The sequence below is a fragment of the Kushneria marisflavi genome (assembly GCF_002157205.1).
GTDB classification, from domain to species: domain Bacteria; phylum Pseudomonadota; class Gammaproteobacteria; order Pseudomonadales; family Halomonadaceae; genus Kushneria; species Kushneria marisflavi.
Genome location: NZ_CP021358.1, coordinates 986,044 through 1,010,096 on the forward strand (window position 1 = coordinate 986,044; position 24,053 = coordinate 1,010,096).

Here is a 24,053-nt window from a genome sequence, read left to right on the forward strand (position 1 = left end):
CGCCATCAGCGTTCCCGCAGCGCGCCCTGCTGCGCTCTCAATATCGGCTTGAGCAGATACTGCAAAATGGTCTGATTTCCCGTAATGACATCCACGGTGGCCTGCATGCCGGGAATGATGGTCATGGCGTTATTGTCACGACCCAGATGATTCTGATCGGTAACGACCGTGACCTCGTAGAAACTGTTGCCCTTTTCATCCTGTACCGTATCCGGACTGATACGCTGAACAACGCCCTTGAGACCGCCATAGATGGTGAAGTCATAGGCTGAAAGCTTGACGGTGGCGGGTAGCCCCGGATGAATGAAGCCGATATCACGCGGAGGAATACGCACATCGATCTGCAGCTGATCATCGATGGGCACGATCTCCATGAGGCTTGCCCCGGGCTCGATCACACCACCGATGGTATTGACGTTGATGGTGCGCACGCTGCCCTGCACCGGTGAGGTCACCAGCGTTCGATCCAGTCGATCCTGAAGGCTGGCACGTCCCTGCTGCTGACTCTCCAGGCGGCCTCGCGCCTCACTCAGGGCATCGGCGCTGCGTACCCGGAACTGAGCGGCCAGATCACGCCGTCGGCTGATGGCTTCCTGCAGCTCGGACTGCTTGGAAGGAATCGACAGGCGTGCCGACTCGAGTTCGCCGCGCAGGTCGTTGACCTGCCGCTGCTGCTCGAGCAGATCCACTCGGGAAACGACCCCTTCCTGTACCAGCGGTGAGGTAATCGCCAGCTGCTGACTGGCCAGCTGATAGCTGCGAGACAGACTTCCGACCCTGGCACGAAGCTCGCTGAGCTCCTGATTGCGCTGGGCAATCTGCTCGCGGGCCTGATCCAGCTGGGTGCGCAGCCCACCGACTCGCTCGCGATAGCCTTCTGTCGCAGTGTTCGCCAGCGCCTGATTGTTTGCGCGAAACGCGTCATCGAATTCAGGTGGGTTCGAGGTGATGACCACCTGATCCTGCCAATTATCGACAGAAGCATCGATGCTGACCGAGGCAAGCTCGGCCTGATACTGGGCAATGATGGACTGAAGGCCCGCCAGTGTGGATTCCCGCTCGGCAAGATCGGAACTGGCGCGGGTTGGATCAATTCTGGCCAGTGGCTGCCCCGGCTCGACAATATCGCCCTGACGGACGTAGAGCTCGCGCACGATGCCGCCCTCCAGGTTTTGAATGGTCTGAAGCCGACTTGAGGGGACGACCTGACCGGTGCCACGGGTGACGACCTCGACATGCGCCAGCGCCGCCCAGGTGATAAAGGCCGCCAGCACCGCCAGAAGCACCCACAGCAGAATGCGCGAACGCCAGGGCGTGGCCAGCAGCATGGCCGCACTGGCATCGTCGGCCAGTTCAAGCTCATGACTGCCGGGACGCGGCCAGCGCCTCGATTTAGCCAGTAGTGCCATGACGCACCTCCGATCCTGCATTGCCGGCACCCGGCCCCGGGGCATGTACCCGCCCCTCATTGAGCGCCTTGAGAACACTGGCCTTGGGGCCATCGGCAATCACGCGGCCCTGATCGAGCACGATCAGACGGTCTACCACTTCCAGCATCGAGCTTTTATGGGTCACCAGTACGACGGTCTGACTCCGCGGCATTTCGATCAGTACGCGTCGTAGCCGTGCCTCGGCACGGTTATCTAGATGCGCGCCCGGCTCATCAAGCAGCAGCAGGGGCGCGCGGGTTAAAAGCGCCCGGGCCATCAACACAGACTGACGCTGCCCGCTGGAAAGCAGACGACCACCTTCGCCGACCTGACGATCGAGGCCGTCCGGGTCGTGGCGGGTAAACTCGGTTACCCCGGCCACATCGGCCGCCCGCTGAATGGCTTCGTCACTGGCATGCGGCTGGCCCAGTGTGATGTTTTCACGAATGGTGCCAAAAAAGAGCGCGCTGTCCTGACCGGCATGACCGATATGGCGGCGCACATCAGCCGGATGAAGCTGATTGATATCCAGCCCATCGATGCGCAGGCTGCCACTGGTAGCGCGGTAAAGTCCGGTCATCATGCGCTGCAGGGTGCTTTTGCCGGCCCCCATGCGACCGATAATCCCGATACGCTCGCCGGGCTCGATGGTCAGCGAGACATCATGCAGGATCTCGGGAGACTCCGGGGAATACTGAAAGCCGACGTGGTCAAACTCGATGCGCATATTGAGACGATCACGATGCACATAGTTCTTGCCCTCTTCTACTTCATCGGGCATCTGCATGATCTGATCGATGGCCGCCATCGCACTGCGGGTCTGCCCCAGACGAGTAATCAAGAGCGCCATCTGTGCCAGTGGCTGCAGCGCCCGGCCAGTCAGCATGACCGCGGCAATCAGGGCGCCCATGGAGAGCTGCGCATCCCCGATCAGATAGACGCCATAAATGACCAGCGCCACGGTCGCCAGCTGGTTGACGCTCATGGTAAGCGACGAGACGGACGTCGAGAGGTTTCGGCTTTTCACGCCCCAGCGGGAAATCTCACCGACCGCGCGCTCGTAGCGGCGCTGGGTGTCGCCCTGAGCATTGGCAAGCTTGAGGCTTTCAAGCCCGGCCACGCTCTCGACCAGACGCGCATGTTTTTCGGTCGCCAGACGTGAGCCCAGCTCGATCGAGCGTTTCATCGGCCACTGAATCACGATGCTGTATCCCAGCAGGATCAGCAGCGCAATGACAGGTACCCATACCAGCGGGCCGCCCACAATCCAGATCACCACCAGAAAGAAGATGGCAAAGGGCATATCGACCAGAGTGGTCATGGTCATGGAGGTGAAGAAGTCGCGAACCGAGTCGAACTCCTGCAGATTCTTGACAAACGCCCCGACCGACACGGGGCGAGCGTCCATGCGAAGGTTCATGACCTTGGCAAAGATTTTTGCGGAGAGCAGCACCTCCGACTTGCGTCCGGCCGTATCGAGAAAGAAGGCCCGCACCTGACGCACCAATAGATCAAACGCCACAATGATGCCCATGCCGCTGGCCAGTACCCAGAGCGTATCGAACGCCATGTTGGGCACCACCTTGTCATAGACATTCATGGTGAAAAGCGGCGCCGCCAGCGCAAACAGATTGATCAGAAGCGAGGCGATCAGAACATCGCGATAAATCGGGGTGGAGAGCTTCAGTGTCGACCAGAACCAGTGGCCTTCGGCCAGCTTCACGGTCTCCGGCGCGCGCTCGTCAAAGCGGTGCTCACGGCGGATATAGACGATCTGGCCGGTTGCTTCCTCACACAGGCTATCCATAAGGATCTGCTGGGTGCCGTCAGCTTCGGGCAGATAGATGGTGGCGTTTTTGCGCTCGCTGTCGCGTGACAGCATGATCGCAGCACGACGCCCCTTGAGAATCACGATACAGGGCAACAGGATATCGGCGACGCGATCAGGCTGCTGGCTGACCAGCTTGGCCGAAAGGCCGGCACGATGGGCGGCACGCGGCAAAAGCGACAGCGTCAGTCGCCCGTCATCAAGTGGCAGGCCGGCGCTGATGGCCTCGCCCGAGCGAGGTTCGCCGTGATAACGGGAAAGAAAGACGAGCGATTGCAGCAGCGGATCGCTCTCTTTTTCGCCGACGGGATCCGGACGAAGTGGTGTGGGTTCATCTACCAAACTGCTGCCCCTTTTCTGATTCATCCTGATGACAGGGCTGTCCGTTCATGCTGCGCGACAGGGGCATCGACATGAATGCCCAGCACCTATTGTGAAGCGCTCCCGTATCGTCTCCTCCCGGAAATAGCGATGGTTTATGCCGCTATTTCCGGGATCGAAGCACCGACGACTGCAAGCCATATGACGCTTCAACCGTCCAGGTTCGTTTTGAGGTTGCCGTTGTCCAGCAGCGTCTTGATGATCTCCGTATCGGAATTGCCCAGGGTGGTGAAGTCCACGCCGCTGAACACGATCTTCTGTGTCACGCTGCCTCCCGGCCCGTCGGTCTTGATCTCGAGCGTCGAGCTATTGCTGCCTGCCGTGCCCGGCGCCCCGCTCGCCTCGCCCTTGACGAAGTGCAGATACTGGGAAGCCAGACTGGCATCCTGGGCATTGCTGCCGCTGCCGCCGATATCAAGCAGATCCGATAGGTCGAGAACATCGCCACCGCTGCCACGGGTAAAGTCGGTAATGCGATCCACCGCCGGGCTGGCACTGCTGCCCTGATCGCCACGCATCCAGGCAAAGGTATCGCCGCCCTCGCCGCCGGTCAGAATGTCGTTGCCTGAGCCCCCTGCCAGCAGATCGTTACCGGTACCGCCCTCCAGCAGATCGTTGCCGGCACCGCCGTAGATGCGATCATTACCGGCATTGCCGCGCAGTGTATCGCTGCCACCGTAGCCAAACAGAAGATCGTTGCCGTCTCCGCCGGTCAGGATGTCATTGCCGGTCGTGCCCAGCTCCAGATCAGCCCCGGCCGTTCCGCCAACGCTACTGCCGGAGACCACGTTGATCGGAGTCCCGGCCCCCAGACCCAGCAGATGGTTATTGCTGAGCGTGACCGTGTGGTCGCTGCTGTGCTGGCCATTGCCATCAACCGTGGCAAAGGTGAACCTGTCAGCCTGCGGACCGAGATCACCGATACCCAGAAAGCCGGGCTGATTTCCGGGGTTGTAGGTCAGCGTAGTGGGATCAAATACCTTGCCGGACAGCACATCGTTGGCCGTCACGGCGGTGGTACCGGAATAGAGCACCCCGTTGATGGGAATCGAGGTAATCACCACACCGAGGTGTGAGCCGCTTTCCAGATCGTGCAATTTTCCCTGGCGAGCAAAATCGATGTACACCACATCACTGCTGATGCTGGTCGTGGTCAGCATGACCGTGAAATCGGACGCGGTCGGCGTCTGATTATGCGTACTGCCGGTCACCTGTATGGCAAGCGTCGCTGTGGCAGTGCCACCCTTGCCGTCGCTGACGGTGTAGCTGAAGGTGTCATCGGCCGTTTTGCCACCGAGCAGCGCGCGGCTGGTGGGCCGGTCAGGATCAAGCCGGTAGCTGTAGCTACCATCGGCGCCGAGTGTCAGCGTGCCATAAACGCCCTGCAGGATCGTACTGCCGCCCGCCGCCACTGCCGCCGAACTGCCGGCCACGCTGTTGGCTGCCCCGGTGACATTCAGCTGATCGCCACTGTCGATATCCTTGTCATTGGCCAGCACATTGCCTGTGGCGGTGGGCACGCCTTCGGTCGCCAGTCCCACATTGCCTGCAGCACCATAGAGCACACCGCTGCCCAGACTTGTCAGTGCTGTCGGCGTACCCAAAGCGTGCGTATCCACGTTCATGGGTGTGGCCTTGTTGTCCGTGGTCATGATCAACAGATTGCCGCGGGCATCCTCGGCAAGCCCGTAGACCTGCGCCGGCATGGTCGCCACCAGTGATATCGAGCCACTTCCGATCGTGCCGTCACTGTTGATGGGCAGCTCATAGACTCGTCCGCTCTGGTCAGAGCTGTAGAGATGTCCTCCGACATATTGCAGATCGCCCCCTGACAGGAAGGGGCTGGTGGCCACCTGGGTCACTTTCATGGTCAACGGGTTGATCTGATAGAGACCGGTGTTGTTATAGCTGGCCGCCAGCAGCTGGCCACTGGGCATCAGCGTCAGGGCCGCCAGACCCAGCGTTCCCGCCAGATTGCCCAGCGAAGTGGCTACGCCGGTCGTGGCGTTGATGCTGTAGAGCGTGGTTCCCCCCGAGGTTGTCGAGTAGCTCACGCCAAACAGTCGCCCGGGCGTATTGCTGGTCGCAATATCACCAAGCGTCGGTATGCTGCCACCCAGCGGGGTTTTGAGGGTTACACTGGTCTGCGTCCCTGTCGTCAGGTTCCAGGCTTCCAGGGTTCCGGTGTGAGTCGAGAGATACACCACCTTCTGTTCGCCCTGGCCGCTGACCGAGGCCGTATCCGCAACGGACACCACCGGCCCATCATTAACGCCGTTGACGGTCACGCGAATGGTCTGGGTCGAGCCGTCCGCCGCCTTGACGTTGAAGGTGTCGATTTTTGTCTGACCCATGCCCAGCGACTGGGTGACCGAGTTGGGCACGCTGTAGGTCCACTGACCCTGGGCGTTGATGACCAGACTGCCCAGATTGCCCTGTGCCGGTGTGACGCTTGCCGGGTCAATCGCAACCTGCTGATTATTGCCATCAACCATCAAAAGCGTATTGGTCGTGGTCAGCGTATCGGGGGCCTGATCTTCCGTGACGCTGCCGCGATCCGGGTTGGCGGCAAACACCGCCACGTTCTGAGTCACTGAACTGGACGCCTGCCCACCCTGAACACCAGTGGCCGTGGCCGTAAACACCATCGGAATCACGCCCACAAAGCCTGCCGGCGGCAGCAGTTTCAAATCGGGAAGCGACCAGCCCTCGAGCGACACCGACTGATTGATTGAAGTGATCGTGACGCTGTGGCCGGCGCCGTCGCTGAGCACCGACCCCATCGGTATCTTACTGACCGAAATCGACAGCGTTTCGCTGCCGATCGTGTCGGTCAGCGCGGCTTTCGGTGTTCCCAGCTCAATACGGGTACCTGTCATCCCCTGGTTTTCATGCACGGGGTAGTAGCTGATGCCGGCACTGACCGTCAGCGGTGAGAAGGAAAGCTGGGCGCCGATCAGGGTCTGAGGGCTGCCATAAAGACCGAAGTGTTGGGTAGAGAGGGACTGAAGCGCCCCACCGTCCGTGCTCAGCCCGATCGAGAAGGACTGTGCCGATGTCGAGGTATTACCCACATACAGCTCGACCGGATAGTAACCGCTGGCCGTGGGCGTGAAGGCGACCGAATTGTAGGTACCGCCCAGCGAGGTACTGGCCAGCAGTGCCTGCCCCCGACCGACAGTAGCGCCCCGCCATGAGCGCTGCCGCTGAAGGTATAGGTATGCCCGGCTTCCAGATAGATCATGCCCTGGCTGGCATAGACGTTGCCTGCCGCAATCGAGGTGTTGAGTCCGGTCGAGGCGGTCGTTGAGGTGGTTGGCACCAGCGCACCGAGTAGATCGAGTTCATCCACGCCGACAGAGGAGACCGTCGAGCCGGTACTGGTCAGAATATTGCCGGTGCTGGTGACCAGCCCGCCCAATAGTGTTCCGCTACCACCCAGCAACGTACCAGTATCGGTCAGAAGCGTACCTGCGCCACCGACAGCACCGCCCAGGGTATTGATGACACTTCCAAGCGTGCTGGTCAGCGTGAACGCTGACCCCTGATACAATTCGGCTACCAGACCCAGCGAGCCCCCCAGAATGCCGCCGATGCCAACGCTCTGGTCGACGACCTGAATGGTTGGCGCATCGACGTTACCGGTCACGGTGACCGTCAGCGTGGTCTCGGCCGTACTCCCCTGGCCATCGCTGACGGTATAAGTGATCGACGTGGTCTGCTGGCTGCCCTCGGCCAGGTTCTGGAATGATGTGCCCGGATCAAAGGTATAACTGCCGTCAGCATTGAGAATGAAGCTGCCGCCATGACTGCCGGCAATGGCGTGCCCAATACCTGCCGACGAGCCGTTAACGGCGCTGACGCTCAGGGAGGCCGCAGCATCCAGATCCTGGTCGTTGCTCAGGACACCGTGCGTGGCATCAACTACCAGCGAATGGTCTTCATCGATCATCCCGGTATCCGCCACGGCATCGACCGGGCTGTTTTTACCAACGACGGTCACCGTAATGGTGTGCGTGGTGCCATCCAATGAGGCCACGGTAAAGGTTTCCACCTTCGTTTGACCCGCATTCAGGTAGGCGATAGCGCTGTTGGGCACGCTATAGACCCACTGACCATCGGCATCCAGCGTCAGGTGCCCCAGCGTTCCGGCCGGCGACGTGACGCTTTCCGGATTGAAAAGCGCCTCCCCAACGTCGGCATCCCGAACTGTCAATGCCCCGCTGGCCACCAGCATCGGGTCCGTGCTTTCACTGCTCGTTTCCGGCAGATTGACCAGTGCACCACCAGCGGCGCCAGTCAGGTTAACCACGATGGTGTGTACGTTGCCAAGCACGTCGGTAACGGTAAAGGTTTCGGCCTTGACCACGCCGATACCCAGCGACAGCGTGGCGCTGTTATCAACGTGATAGGTCCACTTGCCGGTAGCATCAATACTCAGGCTACCCAGATTACCGCTGTCGGCCACCAGACTCGTCGGATCCAGAGACACCAGAAGCCCGGCATTGAGCTGACCGCCCTGAGAGAGCAGCCCATCGATAATGGGCAACCCGACAGTAGTGCCATCGGCAGTGCCAACAAGATTGACCGTAATCTGGTGCGACCGGCCGCTGGTGTCCGTGACGTTGAAGGTTTCCACTTTGACCTGGCCTTCAACCAGCGTCGGCAACAGACCGTTGTCGATGCGATAGCCAACGTTGCCGGAGACATCGATCGACAAATGCCCCAACGTTCCCAGCGACGGCAGAATCGAGGTTGACAGCAGCGAAACACTGCCCAGCACACCTCCCAGGAGTCCGCCGATGGACGCCACGCTACTGCTCAATACCGACATTTCGCTGGTGGGCACGATTTCCGTGACCACCCCGGTATCCTGCCCGCCAATCACGGCAGGATTATTGATGCCGTTGATCGTGACCGTAATCGTCTGGGCGGTACCGTCCACGGTGTAGACCGTAAAGACTTCCTCCCGCGTTTCTCCCGTATTGAGATAGCGCACCAGATCGTTATCGACCTGATACTGCCATTGCCCATCGGGCGTAATGGTCAGCGTCCCCAGCGTATCGGGCGCTGCCTGAATGCTCTCCGGGACAAAGGCACTTTCGTCTGTATCAATATCGCTGACATTCAGTACACCCGACGTCGTCAGTAGCGAGGTTGAGTCATCCCCCGCCTCACCTCCGACAATCATGTCTCCCGGGCCGGCCAAGACGGGAATACCGCCCGTCCCCACCAGATTAATGGTGACACTGTGCGTGTTGCCGGCAGCGTCTACATAATTGAAGACCTCGGCGCGAATTTCACCTTTTGCCAGCACCGGTGCACTACCACTGAGCAGGCTATAAGCAAAGCGCCCATCGACGCCAATCGTGAGTGTCCCGAGCGTTCCCAAAGTCGGGATGGCAGCCCCCGGGTTAACCGTTACACCCGTCTCGAGACCTAGTTCACCGGTCAGCCCCAGAGTGTTGCCCACCAACCCATCAATAACGGGCTGTCCGACTACCGTTCCCTGAGCCGTGCCGACCAGACTGACGCTGACCGAATGGGTATTGCCCAGCGTATCGGTGAACTGGAAAAGATCGACCCTGACCTGTCCGTCCGTCAATGTGGCAAGGCCTGACCGATCGACCTGATAGCTGAAGCTGCCATCGGTATTGATATTTAAAAGCCCAAGTGTGCCGACACCCGGGATCACGGTATTGGGCAGAATGCTCAGATTGAGCAGCCCGGAGAGCGTACCGCTCAACGAGCCGGCCATCGTATACAGCTCATCGCTTGCGACCTGTTCACTCTCCTGAGCCACCGTGATGGCGGCTTCTGTCACGCTGCCGGTGGCCGAACCGGTGATGACAGGCAGATCGTTGGTGCCCGTGACCGTCACGGTCAGGGTGGTAGTACTGGCATTGCCCTGCGCATCGCTGACCGTATAACGAACCTCCGTGGTGGCCGTTTGCCCGGCAGGCAGATAATCAAAGGCGTCACCGGGCTGGAACTGATAGCTGCCATCGGAGGCCACCGTAAACTGTCCGCCGTTGGTGCCTGCAATCTGCTGCCCGACACTGCCAGCGTCATCATTGATCGCCACGACTCGTAGCGTCGCATTGTCGCTGTCCTGATCCGTATCGTTGGCCAGCACGCCATTGGCGGCATCCACCGTCAGGATGACCTCCTGCTCGGTGCTGCCGGTATCCGCCTGCGCCTCCGGCGGCAGGACATCGGTTTGATAATTGCGACTCGTTTCGGCACTGCCGATATTGCCCGCAGCATCGATGTGACTGACGGCAGCACTAATAGAGCTGTTCTGTGCCAGCTGAGCGCCCGGCACGTTGATCGAGAACGTGCCGTCGGCATTCACCGCACCGGTGTAGCTTTGGTCGCCCACCGTAAGAGTAACGACATCGCCCGCAGCGTATTCACCCGTCACGGACCCTGTGACCGGGATGGTTTGACCAGCTTCTTCGGCGTTGACGATATTGTCGCCAGCGATAGTATCCAGCGTGATCGTAAGCGCCGGTGGCGTGGCATCGACGGTGTAGTCGCGGGTTGTTTCGGCACTACCGACATTGCCCGCAGCATCCGTATGCGAGACAGCGGCACTGACGGTGTTGGCTCCAGCACTGGCGAGCACACTACCCGGTACCGCGACGCTGAACGCGCCGTTCTGACCTACCGCGGTGGTGTAACTCTGACCACCGACCGAGACGGTGACGGTATCGCCGGCGACCGCGTCACCACCAGCTTGACCGGTGATGGCCACATCCTGCCCGGCTTCCGTGGCATTGAGGACGTCATCACCCGCAATGATGTCGAGGCTGATGGTGACGATCGGTGCATCGACATCGACGCTATAGCTGACCGCGGTATTGGCCGAGCCGACATTGCCGGCGGCATCGGTATGGCTGACCTCGGCACTGATGGCGCTATTCTGTGCCAGCTGACTGCCGGGCACGTTGATCGAGAAGGTACCGTCGGCATTCACCGCACCGGTGTAGCTCTGGTCGCCCACCGTCAGGGTGACGACATCACCCGCGACGTATTCACCCGTCACGGCCCCTGTGACCGGGATGGTTTGACCAGCTTCTTCGGCGTTGACGATATTGTCGCCAGCGATGGTATCCAGCGTGAGCGAGAGCGCCGGCGGCGTGGCATCCACGGTGTAGTCGCGAGTTGTTTCGGCACTGCCGATATTGCCCGCAGCATCCGTATGGCTGACGGCAGCCGAGACACTATTGGTGCCTGCCGCAGCCAGTACCGAGCCCGGTACGGCCACGCTGAACGTGCCGTCCTGCCCCACGGTGGTGGTGTAGCTCTGACCGCCGACCGAGACGGTGACGGTATCGCCAGCGACCGCGTCACCACCGGCCTGACCGGTGATGGCGACGTCCTGCCCGGCTTCCTCGGCGTTGATTACATCATCACCCGCGATGGTATCGAGGGTAATCGTAACCGCCGGCGCATCGGTATCCACGCCGTAACTGACTGCGGTATTGGCCGAGCCCACGTTTCCAGCAGCGTCGGTATGGCTGATGACTGCCTGCACGGAGTCATTGGCAGCAAGCTGAGAGCCCGGCACGTTAATCGAGAACGTGCCGCCGGCATCGACCGAACCGGTGTAGGTCTGATCACCCACCGTCAGGGTGACGGTATCGCCCGCCGCAAACTCGCCCGAAACGGCGCCCGTGACCGGGATGCTCTGGTTCGACTCGTCGGCGTTGACGATATTGTCACCGGCAATGGTGTCCAGCGTGATCGACAGTGTCGGGGGCGTGATGTCGACGGTGTAATCGCGACTGGTGTCGACACTGCCGACGTTGCCCGCCGCATCGGTATGCGAAACAGATGCACTGACGGTATTGGTGCCCGCAGCAGCCAGTACCACGCCCGGTACGGCGACGCTAAACGTGCCGTTCTGCCCCACGGTAGTGGTGTAGGTCTGACCGTCGGCCGAGACGGTGACCGTATCGCCGGCGACTGCGTCACCACCGGTCTGACCGGTGATGGCGACGTCCTGACCGGCTTCCGATGAATTGATCACATCATCGCCCGCAATGGTATCGAGGCTGATGGTGACGATCGGTGCGTCGGTATCGACGCCGTAGCTGACCGCGGTGTTGGCAGAGCCCAAGTTTCCGGCAACGTCGGTGTGGCTGACCTCGGCACTGATGGCGCTGTTCTGTGCCAGCTGAGAGCCCGGCACGTTGATCGAGAAGGTCCCGTCGGCATTCACCGCGCCGGTGTAGCTTTGGTCGCCGACCGTCAGAGTGACGACATCACCCACAGCGTATTCGCCGCTGACCGTGCCGGTCACCGGAATGGTCTGACCAGCTTCTTCGGCGTTGACGATGTTATCGCCGGCGATGGTATCCAGCGTGATTGAGAGCGTCGGCGGCGCGGCATCGACGGTGTAGTCGCGAGTCGTTTCGGCGCTGCCAATGTTGCCTGCCACGTCAGCATGCGAAACAGACGCACTGACCGAGCCAGCGCCTGCTGCGGCCAATACCGAGCCCGGTACCGCGACGCTGAACGCGCCGTTCTGTCCTACTGTCGTGGTGTAGGTCTGACCGCCGACCGAGACGGTAACGGTATCCCCAGCCACCGCGTCACCACCGGCCTGACCGGTGATGGCCACATCCTGACCGGCTTCCGATGCATTAATCACATCATCGCCCGCAATGGTATCGAGGCTGATGGTGACGATCGGTGCGTCGGTATCGACGCCGTAGCTCACCGCGGTATTGGCCGAGCCGACATTGCCGGCGGCATCGGTATGGCTGACCTCGGCGCTGATGGCGCTGTTCTGTACCAGCTGACTACCGGGCACATTGATCGAGAAGGTCCCGTCGGCATTCACCGCGCCGGTATAGCTCTGATCGCCGACTGTCAGGGTGACGACATCACCCGCGACGTATTCACCCGTCACAGAACCCGTGACCGGAATTGTCTGGTTCGACTCGTCGGCGTTGACGATGTTGTCACCGGCAATGGTGTCGAGCTGGATGGCCAACGCCGGCGGTGTGGCATCGACAGTGTAGTCGCGAGTTGTCTCGGCGCTGCCGATATTGCCCGCAGCATCCGTATGGCTGACGGCAGCCGAAACACTATTGGCGCCTGCCGTAGCCAATACCGAGCCCGGTACCGCGACACTAAACGCACCGTTCTGACCTACCGTGGTGTTGTAACTCTGACCGCCCACCGAGACGGTGACGGTATCCCCAACCACCGCATCACCACCGGTCTGACCGGTGATGGCCACATCCTGTCCGGCTTCCGATGCATTAATCACATCATCGCCCGCAATGGTATCGAGGCTGATGGTAACGGTCGGTGCGTCGGTATCCACGCCGTAGCTGACTGCGGCGTTGGCCGAGCCGACATTGCCGGCGGCGTCGGTGTGGCTGATGACTGCCAGCACGGAGTCATTGGCAGCAAGTTGAGAGCCCGGCACGCTGATCGAGAAGGTCCCGTCGGCGTTGACCGCACCGGTATAGCTTTGATCGCCCACCGTCAGGGTGACGACATCACCCGTGACGTATTCACCACTGACCGTGCCGGTGACGGGAATGGTCTGGTTCGACTCGTCGGCGTTAACGATGTTGTCGCCAGCGATGGTATCCAGCGTGATCGAGAGCGTCGGCGACGTGGTATCAATGGTGTAATCGCGGCTTGTTTCGGCACTGCCAACGTTGCCTGCAACGTCAGTATGCGAGACAGACGCGCTGACGGTGTTGGCTCCAGCACTGGCGAGCACACTACCCGGTACGGCCACGCTGAACGCGCCGCTCTGTCCTACTGTCGTGGTATAGCTCTGACCGCCCACCGAGACGGTGACGGTATCGCCGGCGACCGCGTCACCACCGGCCTGACCGGTGATGGCCACATCCTGTCCTGCTTCATCGGCATTAAGGACGTCATCACCGGCGATGGTGTCGAGGCTGATCGTAACGATCGGTGCGTCGGTATCGACGCCGTAGCTGACTGCAGTGTTGGCCGAGCCGACATTGCCGGCGGCGTCGGTATGGCTGATGACTGCCTGCACGGAGTCATTGGCAGCGAGCTGAGAGCCCGGCGCATTGATCGAGAACGTCCCGTCGGCATTCACCGCGCCGGTGTAGCTTTGGTCGCCCACCATCAGGGTAACGACATCACCCGCGGCATATTCACCCGTCACGGAACCCGTGACCGGAATGGTCTGACCGGCTTCTTCGGCGTTGACGAGGTTGTCGCCGGCGATGGTATCCAGCGTGATTGAGAGCGTCGGCGGCGTGGTATCGACGGCATAGTCACGACTTGTATCGGCACTGCCAACGTTGCCTGCAGCATCAGTGTGACTCACCTCGGCGAGAATCGAACCATTGGCAGCAAGCTGCGACCCCGGCACGTTGATCAAGAACGTCCCGTCGGCATTGACCGCACCGATGCAGCGCTGATCGCCCACCGTCAAAGTAACGACATCACCTGTGGCATATTCACCGCTGATCGTGCCGGTGACCGGAATGGTCTGACCAGATTCTTCAGCGTTGACGATATTGTCGCCGGCGATGGTATCCAGCGTGATGGTGAGCGCCGGTGGCGTGGCATCCACGGTGTAATCGCGAGTTGTTTCGGCACTGCCAGTGTTGCCTGCCGCGTCGGTATGCGAGACAGCGGCACTGACCGAGCCAGCGCCTACCGCAGCCAATACCGAGCCCGGTACCGCGACGCTGAACGCACCGTTCTGACCAACCGAGGCGGTATAGGTCTGACCGCCCACCGAGATGGTGACGGTATCGCCGGCGACCGCGTCACCGCCGGCCTGACCGGTGATGGCGACGTCCTGCCCGGCCTCCGCGGCGTTGAGCACATCATCGCCAGCGATGGTGTCGAGGCTGATGGTGACGATCGGCGCATCGGTATCCACACCGTAGCTGACGGCGGTGTTGGTCGAGCCGACATTGCCGGCGGCGTCAGTGTGGCTAATGACCGCCTGCACGGAGTCATTGGCAGCGAGCTGTGATCCCGGCACGTTGATCGAGAACGTACCGTCGGCATCCACCGCGCCGGTGTAGCTCTGATCACCCACCGTCAGGGTAACAACATCACCCGCAGCGTATTCACCGCTGATCGTGCCGGTGACCGGGATGGTTTGACCAGCTTCTTCAACATTGACGATATTGTTGCCGGCGATGGTATCCAGCGTGATCGAGAGCGTCGGCGACGTGGTATCAATGGTGTAATCGCGGCTTGTCTCGGCACTGCCGATATTGCCCGCAGCATCCGTATGCGAGACAGCGGCACTGACCGAGCCAGCGCCTACCGCGGCCAGTACCGAGCCCGGCACGGCGATGCTAAACGCGCCGTTTTGTCCCACCGTTGTGGTGTAGGTCTGACCGCCGACCGAGACGGTAACGGTGTCACCGGCCACTGCGTCACCACCAGTCTGACCGGTGATGGCGACGTCCTGACCGGCTTCCGATGTATTGATCACATCATCGCCCGCCATGGTATCGAGGCTGATCGTGACAATCGGCGCGTCGGTATCGATCGTATAGTCACGACTTGTTTCGGCACTGCCGATATTGCCCGCAGAATCCGTATGACTGACGGCAGCCGAGACACTATTGGCCCCCGCCGCGGCCAGTACCGAGCCCGGTACCGCGACGCTGAACGCGCCGTTCTGACCCACCGTCGTGGTGTAGGTCTGTCCTCCGACCGAGACGGTGACGGTATCCCCAACCACCGCATCACCACCGGTCTGACCGGTGATGGCCACATCCTGCCCGGCTTCCGCGGCGTTGATCACATCATCGCCCGCAATGGTATCGAGGCTGATGGTGACGATCGGTGCGTCGGTATCGACACCGTAGCTGACTGCGATATTGGTCGAGCCGACATTGCCGGCGGCGTCGGTGTGGCTGACCTCGGCACTGATGGCGCTGTTCTGTGCCAGCTGAGAGCCCGGCACGTTGATCGAGAAGGTACCGTCGGCATTGACCGCGCCGGTGTAGCTTTGGTCGCCCACCGTCAGGGTGACGACATCGCCCGTAGCGTATTCACCGCTGATCGTGCCGGTGACCGGAATGCTCTGGTTCGATTCCTCAGCGTTGACGATATTGTCGCCGGCGATAGTATCCAGCGTGATCGTAAGCGCCGGTGGCGTGGTATCGACGATGTAATCGCGAGTTGTTTCGGCACTGCCAGTGTTGCCTGCCGCGTCGGTATGCGAGACAGCGGCACTGACCGAGCCGGCACCTGCCGCAGCCAATACCGAGCCCGGTACCGCGACGCTGAACGCGCCGTTCTGACCTACCGTGGTGGTGTAGGTCTGACCACCGACCGAGACGGTGACGGTATCCCCAGCCACCGCGTCACCACCGGCCTGACCGGTGATGACCACGTCCTGCCCGGCTTCCGCGGCATTGATCACATCATCACCCGCGATGGTATCGAGGCTGATCGTAACCGCCGGCGCATCGGTATCCACGCCGTAACTGACGGCGGTATTGGCCGAGCCCACGTTTCCAGCGGCGTCGGTATGGCTGATGACTGCCTGCACGGAGTCATTGGCGGCAAGTTGAGAGCCCGGCACATTGATCGAGAACGTCCCGTCGGTATTCACCGCGCCGGTGTAGCTCTGGTCGCCCACCGTCAGAGTGACAACATCACCCGCGACGTACTCACCGCTGATCGTGCCGGTGACCGGAATGGTTTGACCAGATTCTTCGGCGTTGACGATGTTGTCGCCGGCGATGGTATCCAGCGTGATCGAGAGTGCCGGCGGCGTGGCATCGACGGTGTAATCGCGGGTTGTTTCGGCACTGCCGATATTGCCCGCAGCATCCGTATGGCTGACGGCAGCCGAGACACTATTGGCGCCTGCAGTAGCCAATACCGAGCCCGGTACGGCGACACTAAACGCGCCGTTTTGTCCCACCGTTGTGGTGTAGGTCTGTCCGCCCACCGAGACGGTGACGGTATCCCCGGCGACCGCGTCACCACCGGCCTGACCGGTGATGGCCACGTCCTGCCCGGCTTCCTCGGCGTTGAGCACATCATCGACCGCAATGGTATCGAGGCTGATGGTGACGATCGGTGCGTCGGTATCGATCGCATAGTCACGACTTGTTTCGGTGCTGCCAATGTTGCCCGCAGCATCCGTATGGCTGACGGCAGCCGAGACACTATTGGCCCCCGCCGCGGCCAGTACCGAGCCCGGTACGGCGACACTAAACGCGCCGTTCTGACCTACTGTCGTGGTATAGCTCTGACCGCCGACCGAGATGGTGACGGTATCGCCGGCCACCGCATCGCCACCGGCCTGACCGGTGATGGCCACATCCTGCCCGGCTTCCTCGGCGTTGAGCACATCATCGCCGGCAATGGTATCGAGGCTGATGGTAACGATCGGTGCGTCGACATCGACGCCGTAGCTGACCGTGGTGTTGGCCGAGCCGACATTGCCGGCGGCATCAGTGTGATTGATGACTGCCTGCACGGAGTCATTGGCAGCAAGCTGCGATCCCGGCACATTGATCGAGAAGGTCCCGTCGGCATTCACCGCGCCGGCATAGCTTTGGTCGCCGACCGTCAGGGTGACAACATCACCCGCGACGTACTCACCGCTGACCGTGCCGGTGACGGAAATGGCCTGGTTCGACTCCTCGGCGTTGACGATGTCGTCACCGGCAATCGTGTCGAGCTGGATGGTCAACGCCGGCGGTGTGACATCCACGGTGTAGTCGCGAGCTGTCTCGGCACTGCCGATATTGCCCGCAGTATCCGTATGCGAGACAGCGGCACTGACCGAGCCAGCCCCTGCCGCAGCCAGTACCGAGCCCGGTACGGCCACGCTGAACGCGCCGTTCTGCCCCACGGTGGTGGTGTAGCTCTGACCGCCGACCGAGACCGTGACAGAGTCACCGGCCACGGCGTCACCGCCGACCTGACCGGTGATGGCAACATCCTGATCGGCTTCCGCGGCGTTGATAATGTCATCGCCTGCGATAGTATCCAGCGAGATCGTGACGACCGGCGCATCGGTATCCACCACGTAGTCGCGAGTTGTCTCGACACCGCCAACATTGCCCGCAGCATCCGTATGGCTGACGGCAGCCGAGACACTATTGGCCCCTGCCGTAGCCAATACCGAGCCCGGTACGGCGACGCTGAACGCACCGTTCTGTCCTACCGTGGTGGTGTAATTCTGACCACCGACCGAGATAGTGACGGTATCCCCGGCCACCGCATCGCCACCGGCCTGACCGGTGATGGCAACGTCCTGTCCGGCTTCCTCGGCATTAAGGACGTCATCACCCGCGATGGTATCGAGGCTGATGGTAACGATCGGTGTGTCGGTATCGACGCCGTAGCTGACTGCGGTGTTGGCCGAGCCTATATTGCCGGCGGCGTCGGTGTGGCTGACCTCGGCACTGATGGCGCTGTTCTGTGCCAGCTGAGAGCCCGGCACGTTGATCGCGAAGGTGCCGCCAGCGTTGACCGCGCCGGTGTAGCTCTGGTCGCCGACCGTCAGGGTGACGACATCACCCGCGACGTATTCACCCGTCACGGACCCCGTGACCGGAATGGTCTGACCAGCCTCTTCGGCATTGATTACATCATCGCCGGCGATGGTATTCAGCGTGATGGTGAGCGCCGGTGCGTCGGTATCCACGCCGTAGCTGACCGCGGTGTTGGCCGAGCCGACATTGCCGGCGGCGTCGGTATGGCTGATGACTGCCTGCACGGAGTCATTGGCAGCGAGCTGAGAGCCCGGCGCGTTGATCGAGAAGGTACCGTCGGCGTTGACCGCACCGGTATAGCTTTGGTCGCCCACCGTCAGGGTGACGACATCACCCGCGACGTATTCACCCGTCACGGACCCTGTAACCGGGATGGTTTGACCAGCTTCTTCAGCGTTGACGATATTGTCGCCGGCGATGGTATCCAGCGTGATTGAGAGCGTCGGCGGCGTGGTATCGACGGCATAGTCACGACTTGTATCGGCACTGCCAACGTTGCCTGCAGCATCAGTGTGACTCACCTCGGCGAGAATCGAACCATTGGCAGCAAGCTGCGCCCCCGGCACGTTGATCAAGAACGTCCCGTCGGCATTGACCGCACCGATGTAGCGCTGATCGCCCACCGTCAAAGTAACGACATCACCTGTGGCATATTCACCGCTGATCGTGCCGGTGACCGGAATGGTCTGACCAGATTCTTCAGCGTTGACGATATTGTCGCCGGCGATGGTATCCAGCGTGATGGTGAGCGCCGGTGGCGTGGCATCCACGTTGTAATCGCGGTTTGTTTCGGCACTGCCAATATTGCCCGCAGCATCCGTATGACTGATAGCAGCCGAGACACTATTGGCGCCTGCCGTAGCCAATACCGAGCCCGGCACGGCGATGCTGAACGTTCCGTTCTGACCCACCGTGGTGGTGTAGGTCTGGCCGCCGACCGAGATAGTCACCGTATCGCTGGCGACCGCGTCACCACCGGCCTGACCGGTGATGGCCATATCCTGCCCGGCTTCCGATGCATTGATAACGTCATCGCCCGCGACGGTGTCCAGTGAGATCGTAACCACAGGCGCATCGGTATCGACGCCGTAGCTGACTGCGGTATTGGCCGAGCCGACATTGCCGGCGGCATCGGTATGGCTGACCTCGGCGCTGATGGCGCTGTTCTGTACCAGCTGACTACCGGGCACGCTGATCGAGAACGTCCCGTCGGCATTCACCGCGCCGGTGTAGCTTTGGTCTCCCACCGCCAGGGTGACAACATCGCCCGCAGCGTATTCACCGCTGACCGTGCCGGTGACCGGAATGGTTTGATCAGCTTCTTCGGCGTTGACGATGTTATCGCCGGCGATGGTATCCAGCGTGATCGAGAGTGCCGGCGGCGTGGCATCGACGGTGTAGTCGCGAGTCGTTTCGGCACTGCCGATATTGCCCGCAGCATCCGTATGGCTGACGGCAGCCGAAACACTATTGGCGCCCGCCGTAGCCAATACCGAGCCCGATACGTCCACGCTGAACGCGCCGTTCTGACCTACCGTCGTGGTGTAGCTCTGACCGCCCACCGAGATAGTGACGGTATCCCCGGCGACCGCATCGCCGCCGGCCTGACCGGTGATGGCGACGTCCTGCTCGGCTTCCGATGCATTGATCACATCATCGCCCGCGATGGTATCAAGGCTGATGGTGACGACCGGTGCGTCAGTATCGACGCTGTAGCTGACCGCGGTGTTAGCCGAGCCGATATTACCAGCCGCGTCAATGTGACTGACACTCGCCTGCACGGCGTCATTGGCAGCAAGCTGCGAGCCCGGCACGTCGATCGAGAACGTACCGTCGGCATTCACGGCGCCGGTGTAAGTCTGATTGCCCACCGTCAGCGCAACGAGGTCACCTGCGACGTATTCACCGCTGACCGACCCGGTCACCGGGATGGTCTGGTTCGCCTCGTCAGCATTGACGATGTTGTCACTGGCGATCGTATCGAGTGCGATCGACAGCGCCGGCGGTGTAGTGTCCACCGAGTAGTCACGGCTGGTGTCGGCGCTGCCAACGTTACCCGCCACATCAGTATGCGAGACGGACGCACTGATCGTGTTGGTGCCGACCTGGGCCAGCACCGAACCGGGCACCGCCACGCTGAACGCGCCGTTCTGCCCCACGGTCGTGGTGTAGGTCTGACCGCCGACCGAGACGGTGACGGCGTCACCGGCCACGGCGTCCCCGCCGGCCTGACCGGTGATGGCAACCTCCTGCCCGGCTTCCGCGGCGTTGATCACGTCATCACCCGCGATGGTATCGAGGCTGATGGTGACCACGGGCGCGTTGGTATCAACGCTGTAATCACGACTGGTCTCGGCGCTGCCAACGTTACCCGCTACCTCGGTATGCGAGACGGACGCACTGATCGTGTTGGTGCCGGCCTGGGCCAGCACCAAACCGGGTACCGCAACGCTGAACGCGCCGTTCTGCCCCACGGTCGTGGTGTAGCTCTGACCGCCGACCGAGACGGTGACGGTGTCACCCGTCACGGCATCACCACCGGCCTGACCGGTGATGGCAACGTCCTGACCGGCTTCCGTAGCGTTAAGAACGTCATCGCCTGCGATGGTGTCGAGGCTGATGGTGACGATCGGCGCAGCGGTATCGACGCTGTAGCTGACCGCGGTGTTGGCCGAACCGATATTGCCGGCGGCGTCGGTGTGATTGACGACCGCCTGCAGCGAATTATTGGCGGCAAGCTGTGAGCCCGGCACGTTGATCGAGAACGTACCGTCGGCATTCACGGCGCCGGTATAGCTCTGATCGCCGACCGTCAGCGTAATGAGGTCACCTGCGACGTATTCGCCGCTGACCGTACCCGTGACCGGGAGGGTCTGGTTCGACTCGTCGGCGTTGACGATGTTGTCACCGGCGATGGTGTCCAGGCTGATCGTGATCGTGATCGAGGGCGTGGTAGCGTCGACGGTGTAATCGCGACTGGTGTCGGCACTGCCGACATTGCCCGCCGCATCGGTATGCGAAACGGACGCACTGACGGTATTGGTGCCCGCAGCGGCCAGCACACTGCCTGGCACCGCAACGCTGAACGCGCCGTTCTGACCCACGGTCGTGGTGTAGCTCTGACCACCGACCGAAACGGTGACGGCGTCACCGGCCACGGCGTCACCGCCGGCCTGACCGGTGATGGCCACGTCCTGATCGGCTTCCGATGCGTTGATCACATCATCGCCCGCGATGGTATCGAGGCTGATGGTGACCACCGATGCGTCGGTATCGACGCTGTAGCTCACCGCGGTGTTGGCCGAGCCCAAGTTTCCGGCAGCGTCAGTGTGGCTGATGACTGCCTGCACGGAGTCATTGGCAGCAAGCTGCGATCCCGGCACATTAATGCTGAAAGTACCGTCAGCGTTGACCGCTCCGACATAGCTTTGGTCGCCCACCGTCAGGGTGACAAGATCACCCGTGACGTATTCACCACTGACCGTGCCGGTGACCGGAATACTCTGATTCGACTCCTCGGCATTGATAAGGTTGTCGCCGGCGATGGTATCCAGTGTGATCGAGAGTGTCGGTGATGTGGTATCCACCACATAATCACGACTGGTCGTGGCACTACCAATGTTGCCCGCAGCATCAGTGTGGCTGATGACAGCGATAACGGCACTGCCCTGAGCTTCTGCCAGCACACTGCCGGGTACTGAAACACTGAAACGAAGACCCGGATCAACCGTTGTGGTGTATTGCGCTTCCCCGACCAAAAGCGTGACCTGATCGCCGGCAGCGGCGTCCCCACCTACAACACCCTTCAGTTCAATTAACTGACTGGATTCTTCAGCACTGACAATGTCGTCATCAGCAATTGGGTCAAGCTGAATAGTAGGCGATGGTGCGTCAAGGTCGATGCTATAAGGACGGGTTGAACTGGCTGTAACGCTAACATTGCCTTCCGTATGCGTTAACGTGACGGTTGCTGAAGGGTTGCCGATCAGGATTGAGCCTGGTACCGAAATGGAAAACGACAGGTTGTCATCGAGAGTCGCCGAGTAGGTAACTTCACCGATGGTAACGGTTATGGCATCACCAGCAGCGGCATCTTCGCCGCCCCGCCCTGCTAGCGCGACAGTACCCTGGGACTCCGTCTGATTGACGATATCGTCAACAGCTATGGCATCAAGCGCCACTGTAACAATAGGCGTTCTGGACGGCGTATCGCTGTTATCACCAGCAACTGGGTCAATGGGCGTGGTTGTGTCGTCGCCGTCGGTCGGTTCCGTGGGCGTGGTGGTGCCATCGCCATCAGTCGAATCCGTGGGCGTGGTTGTGTCGTCGCCATCGGTCGGTTCCGTGGGCGTGGTAGTGCCGTCGCCATCGGTCGGTTCCGTGGGCGTGGTAGTGCCATCGCCATCAGTCGAATCCGTGGGCGTCGTTGTACCGTCGCCATCGATCGGGTCAGTCGGCGTCGTTGTACCGTCGCCATCGGTCGGGTCAGTCGGCGTCGTTGTACCGTCGCCATCGGTCGGGTCAGTCGGCGTCGTTGTACCGTCGCCATCGGTCGGGTCAGTCGGCGTCGTTGTACCGTCGCCATCGGTCGGGTCAGTCGGCGTCGTTGTACCGTCGCCATCGGTCGGATCCGTGGGCGTCGTTGTGCCACCGCCAGTGCTCGGATTAGTTGGCGTCGCTGTGCCGCCGCCAGTGCTCGGATTAGTTGGCGTCGCTGTGCCGCCGGTACTCGGATTAGTGGGTGTCGCTGTACCGTCGCCATCGGTCGAATCTGTGGGAGTGGTTGTGTCGTCGCCATCGGTCGGATCAGTGGGCGTCGTTGTACCGTCGCCATCAGTTGGATCAGTGGGCGTCGCTGTACCGTCGCCATCGGTCGGGTCAGTCGGCGTCGCTGTACCGTCGCCCTCGGCCGGATCAGTCGGTGTCGTCGTACCGCCACCATCCGTCGGATCAGTGGGCGTCGTTGTAACGTCGCCATCAGTTGGATCAGTGGGCGTCGCTGTACCGTCGCCATCGGTCGGGTCAGTCGGCGTCGCTGTACCGTCGCCATCGGCCGGATCAGTCGGTGTCGTCGTACCGCCACCATCCGTCGGATCAGTGGGCGTCGTTGTGCCTCCGCCATTAGTCGGATCATTGGGCGTAGTTGGGGCAACCGGTGTGGTCGTGCCATTGTCGACGACCGGGTTGGGCGGGGTGGTCGTATTGCTGTCGGGAGCAGGTGTGTCCGCTTCGCCATTATTTGCAAAGCCGGTGAAGCTGGACGGTGGCGTGGTGGCAGTATCATTAAAACTGGCACTGTAGCGGTATTCGGTTTGCTGCTCACGACCGCTGCGGTCCACGTCGAAGGGCTGGGAAAAACCACCGCCCTGAGCCGTACTGCCACCACCGGAGTCCGCGGAGGCGCCGGCTGCCGGCGCCTGCTGCACTTCAGTAGGGTCCTGCCCGGCGGCAATGGCAGCCTGCAGCGCAGCAATATCCGGATCAACATCTACTGACGGCTGTACGACAAGTTGCGGCACGTCTTCAGTGCTCACCAGTGTGGCAGGCTGGCCGGCGCCCAGACTCAGAACGTTACCATCCGCCAGGATGATGCGCCCCCCATCAGCAGCAACCAACACTGCATTTTCCGGCAACACCATCCCCTGAATGACCGGTGTACGTGGATCCAGTAACCAGACCACGCCATCAACACGCGCAACCGTATAAGCAGCCATAACGTTCGTCCCTTGTCCCGCCGTATTGCTGGAGATTTCAGCAACAGTGAATATATAGCGATTGCCGTCCTGTCTTAATCAGTAATCAACGAGCTTTCTACGCCTCAAATCTTCAATTTGATTAATCCCCAAGGACTGAAAGTAGCAGCCAAAAACATTATTCATAAAGTATTTCTAAACAAACAATCAGCTCCTGGACTAAATA

4 protein-coding genes are annotated in these 24,053 nt (G+C 61.2%); all 4 read right to left on the reverse strand.

Annotation, left to right across the window (positions count from 1 at the left end; all coding sequences use genetic code 11):
- Positions 1-5 precede the first annotated feature (5 nt).
- The 4 genes from B9H00_RS04585 to B9H00_RS16745 all read right to left on the reverse strand — a co-directional run bounded on the left by B9H00_RS04585 (position 6) and on the right by B9H00_RS16745 (position 23,848).
- The gene (locus B9H00_RS04585) at positions 6-1,409 is read right to left on the reverse strand and encodes an HlyD family type I secretion periplasmic adaptor subunit (protein ID WP_211329566.1); all 1,404 of its coding nucleotides are present in this window, start codon (positions 1,407-1,409) and stop codon (positions 6-8) included.
- Positions 1,393-3,600, reverse strand: coding sequence for a type I secretion system permease/ATPase (locus tag B9H00_RS04590; protein ID WP_236944353.1), 2,208 nt, complete (start codon positions 3,598-3,600; stop codon positions 1,393-1,395). Before B9H00_RS04590 ends, B9H00_RS04585 begins: the two co-directional genes overlap by 17 nt.
- A gap of 188 nt (positions 3,601-3,788) precedes the next feature.
- Positions 3,789-6,713 (reverse strand): VCBS domain-containing protein, encoded by a 2,925-nt coding sequence (locus B9H00_RS04595; protein WP_086899670.1) that lies wholly within the window; start codon positions 6,711-6,713, stop codon positions 3,789-3,791.
- Positions 6,668-23,848, reverse strand: a complete 17,181-nt coding sequence (locus B9H00_RS16745) for an Ig-like domain-containing protein (RefSeq protein WP_157663179.1) — start codon at positions 23,846-23,848, stop codon at positions 6,668-6,670. The genes B9H00_RS04595 and B9H00_RS16745 overlap by 46 nt, the downstream gene beginning before the upstream one ends.
- Positions 23,849-24,053: the final 205 nt, after the last annotated feature.

What these genes read in the sequence shown, in the direction of transcription:
- B9H00_RS04585 (WP_211329566.1), bottom strand. Translation starts at nt 1,409, where the DNA reads ATGGCACTACTGGCTAAATCGAGGCGCTGGCCGCGTCCCGGCAGTCAT.
- B9H00_RS16745 (WP_157663179.1), bottom strand. Translation starts at nt 23,848, where the DNA reads ATGGCTGCTTATACGGTTGCGCGTGTTGATGGCGTGGTCTGGTTACTG.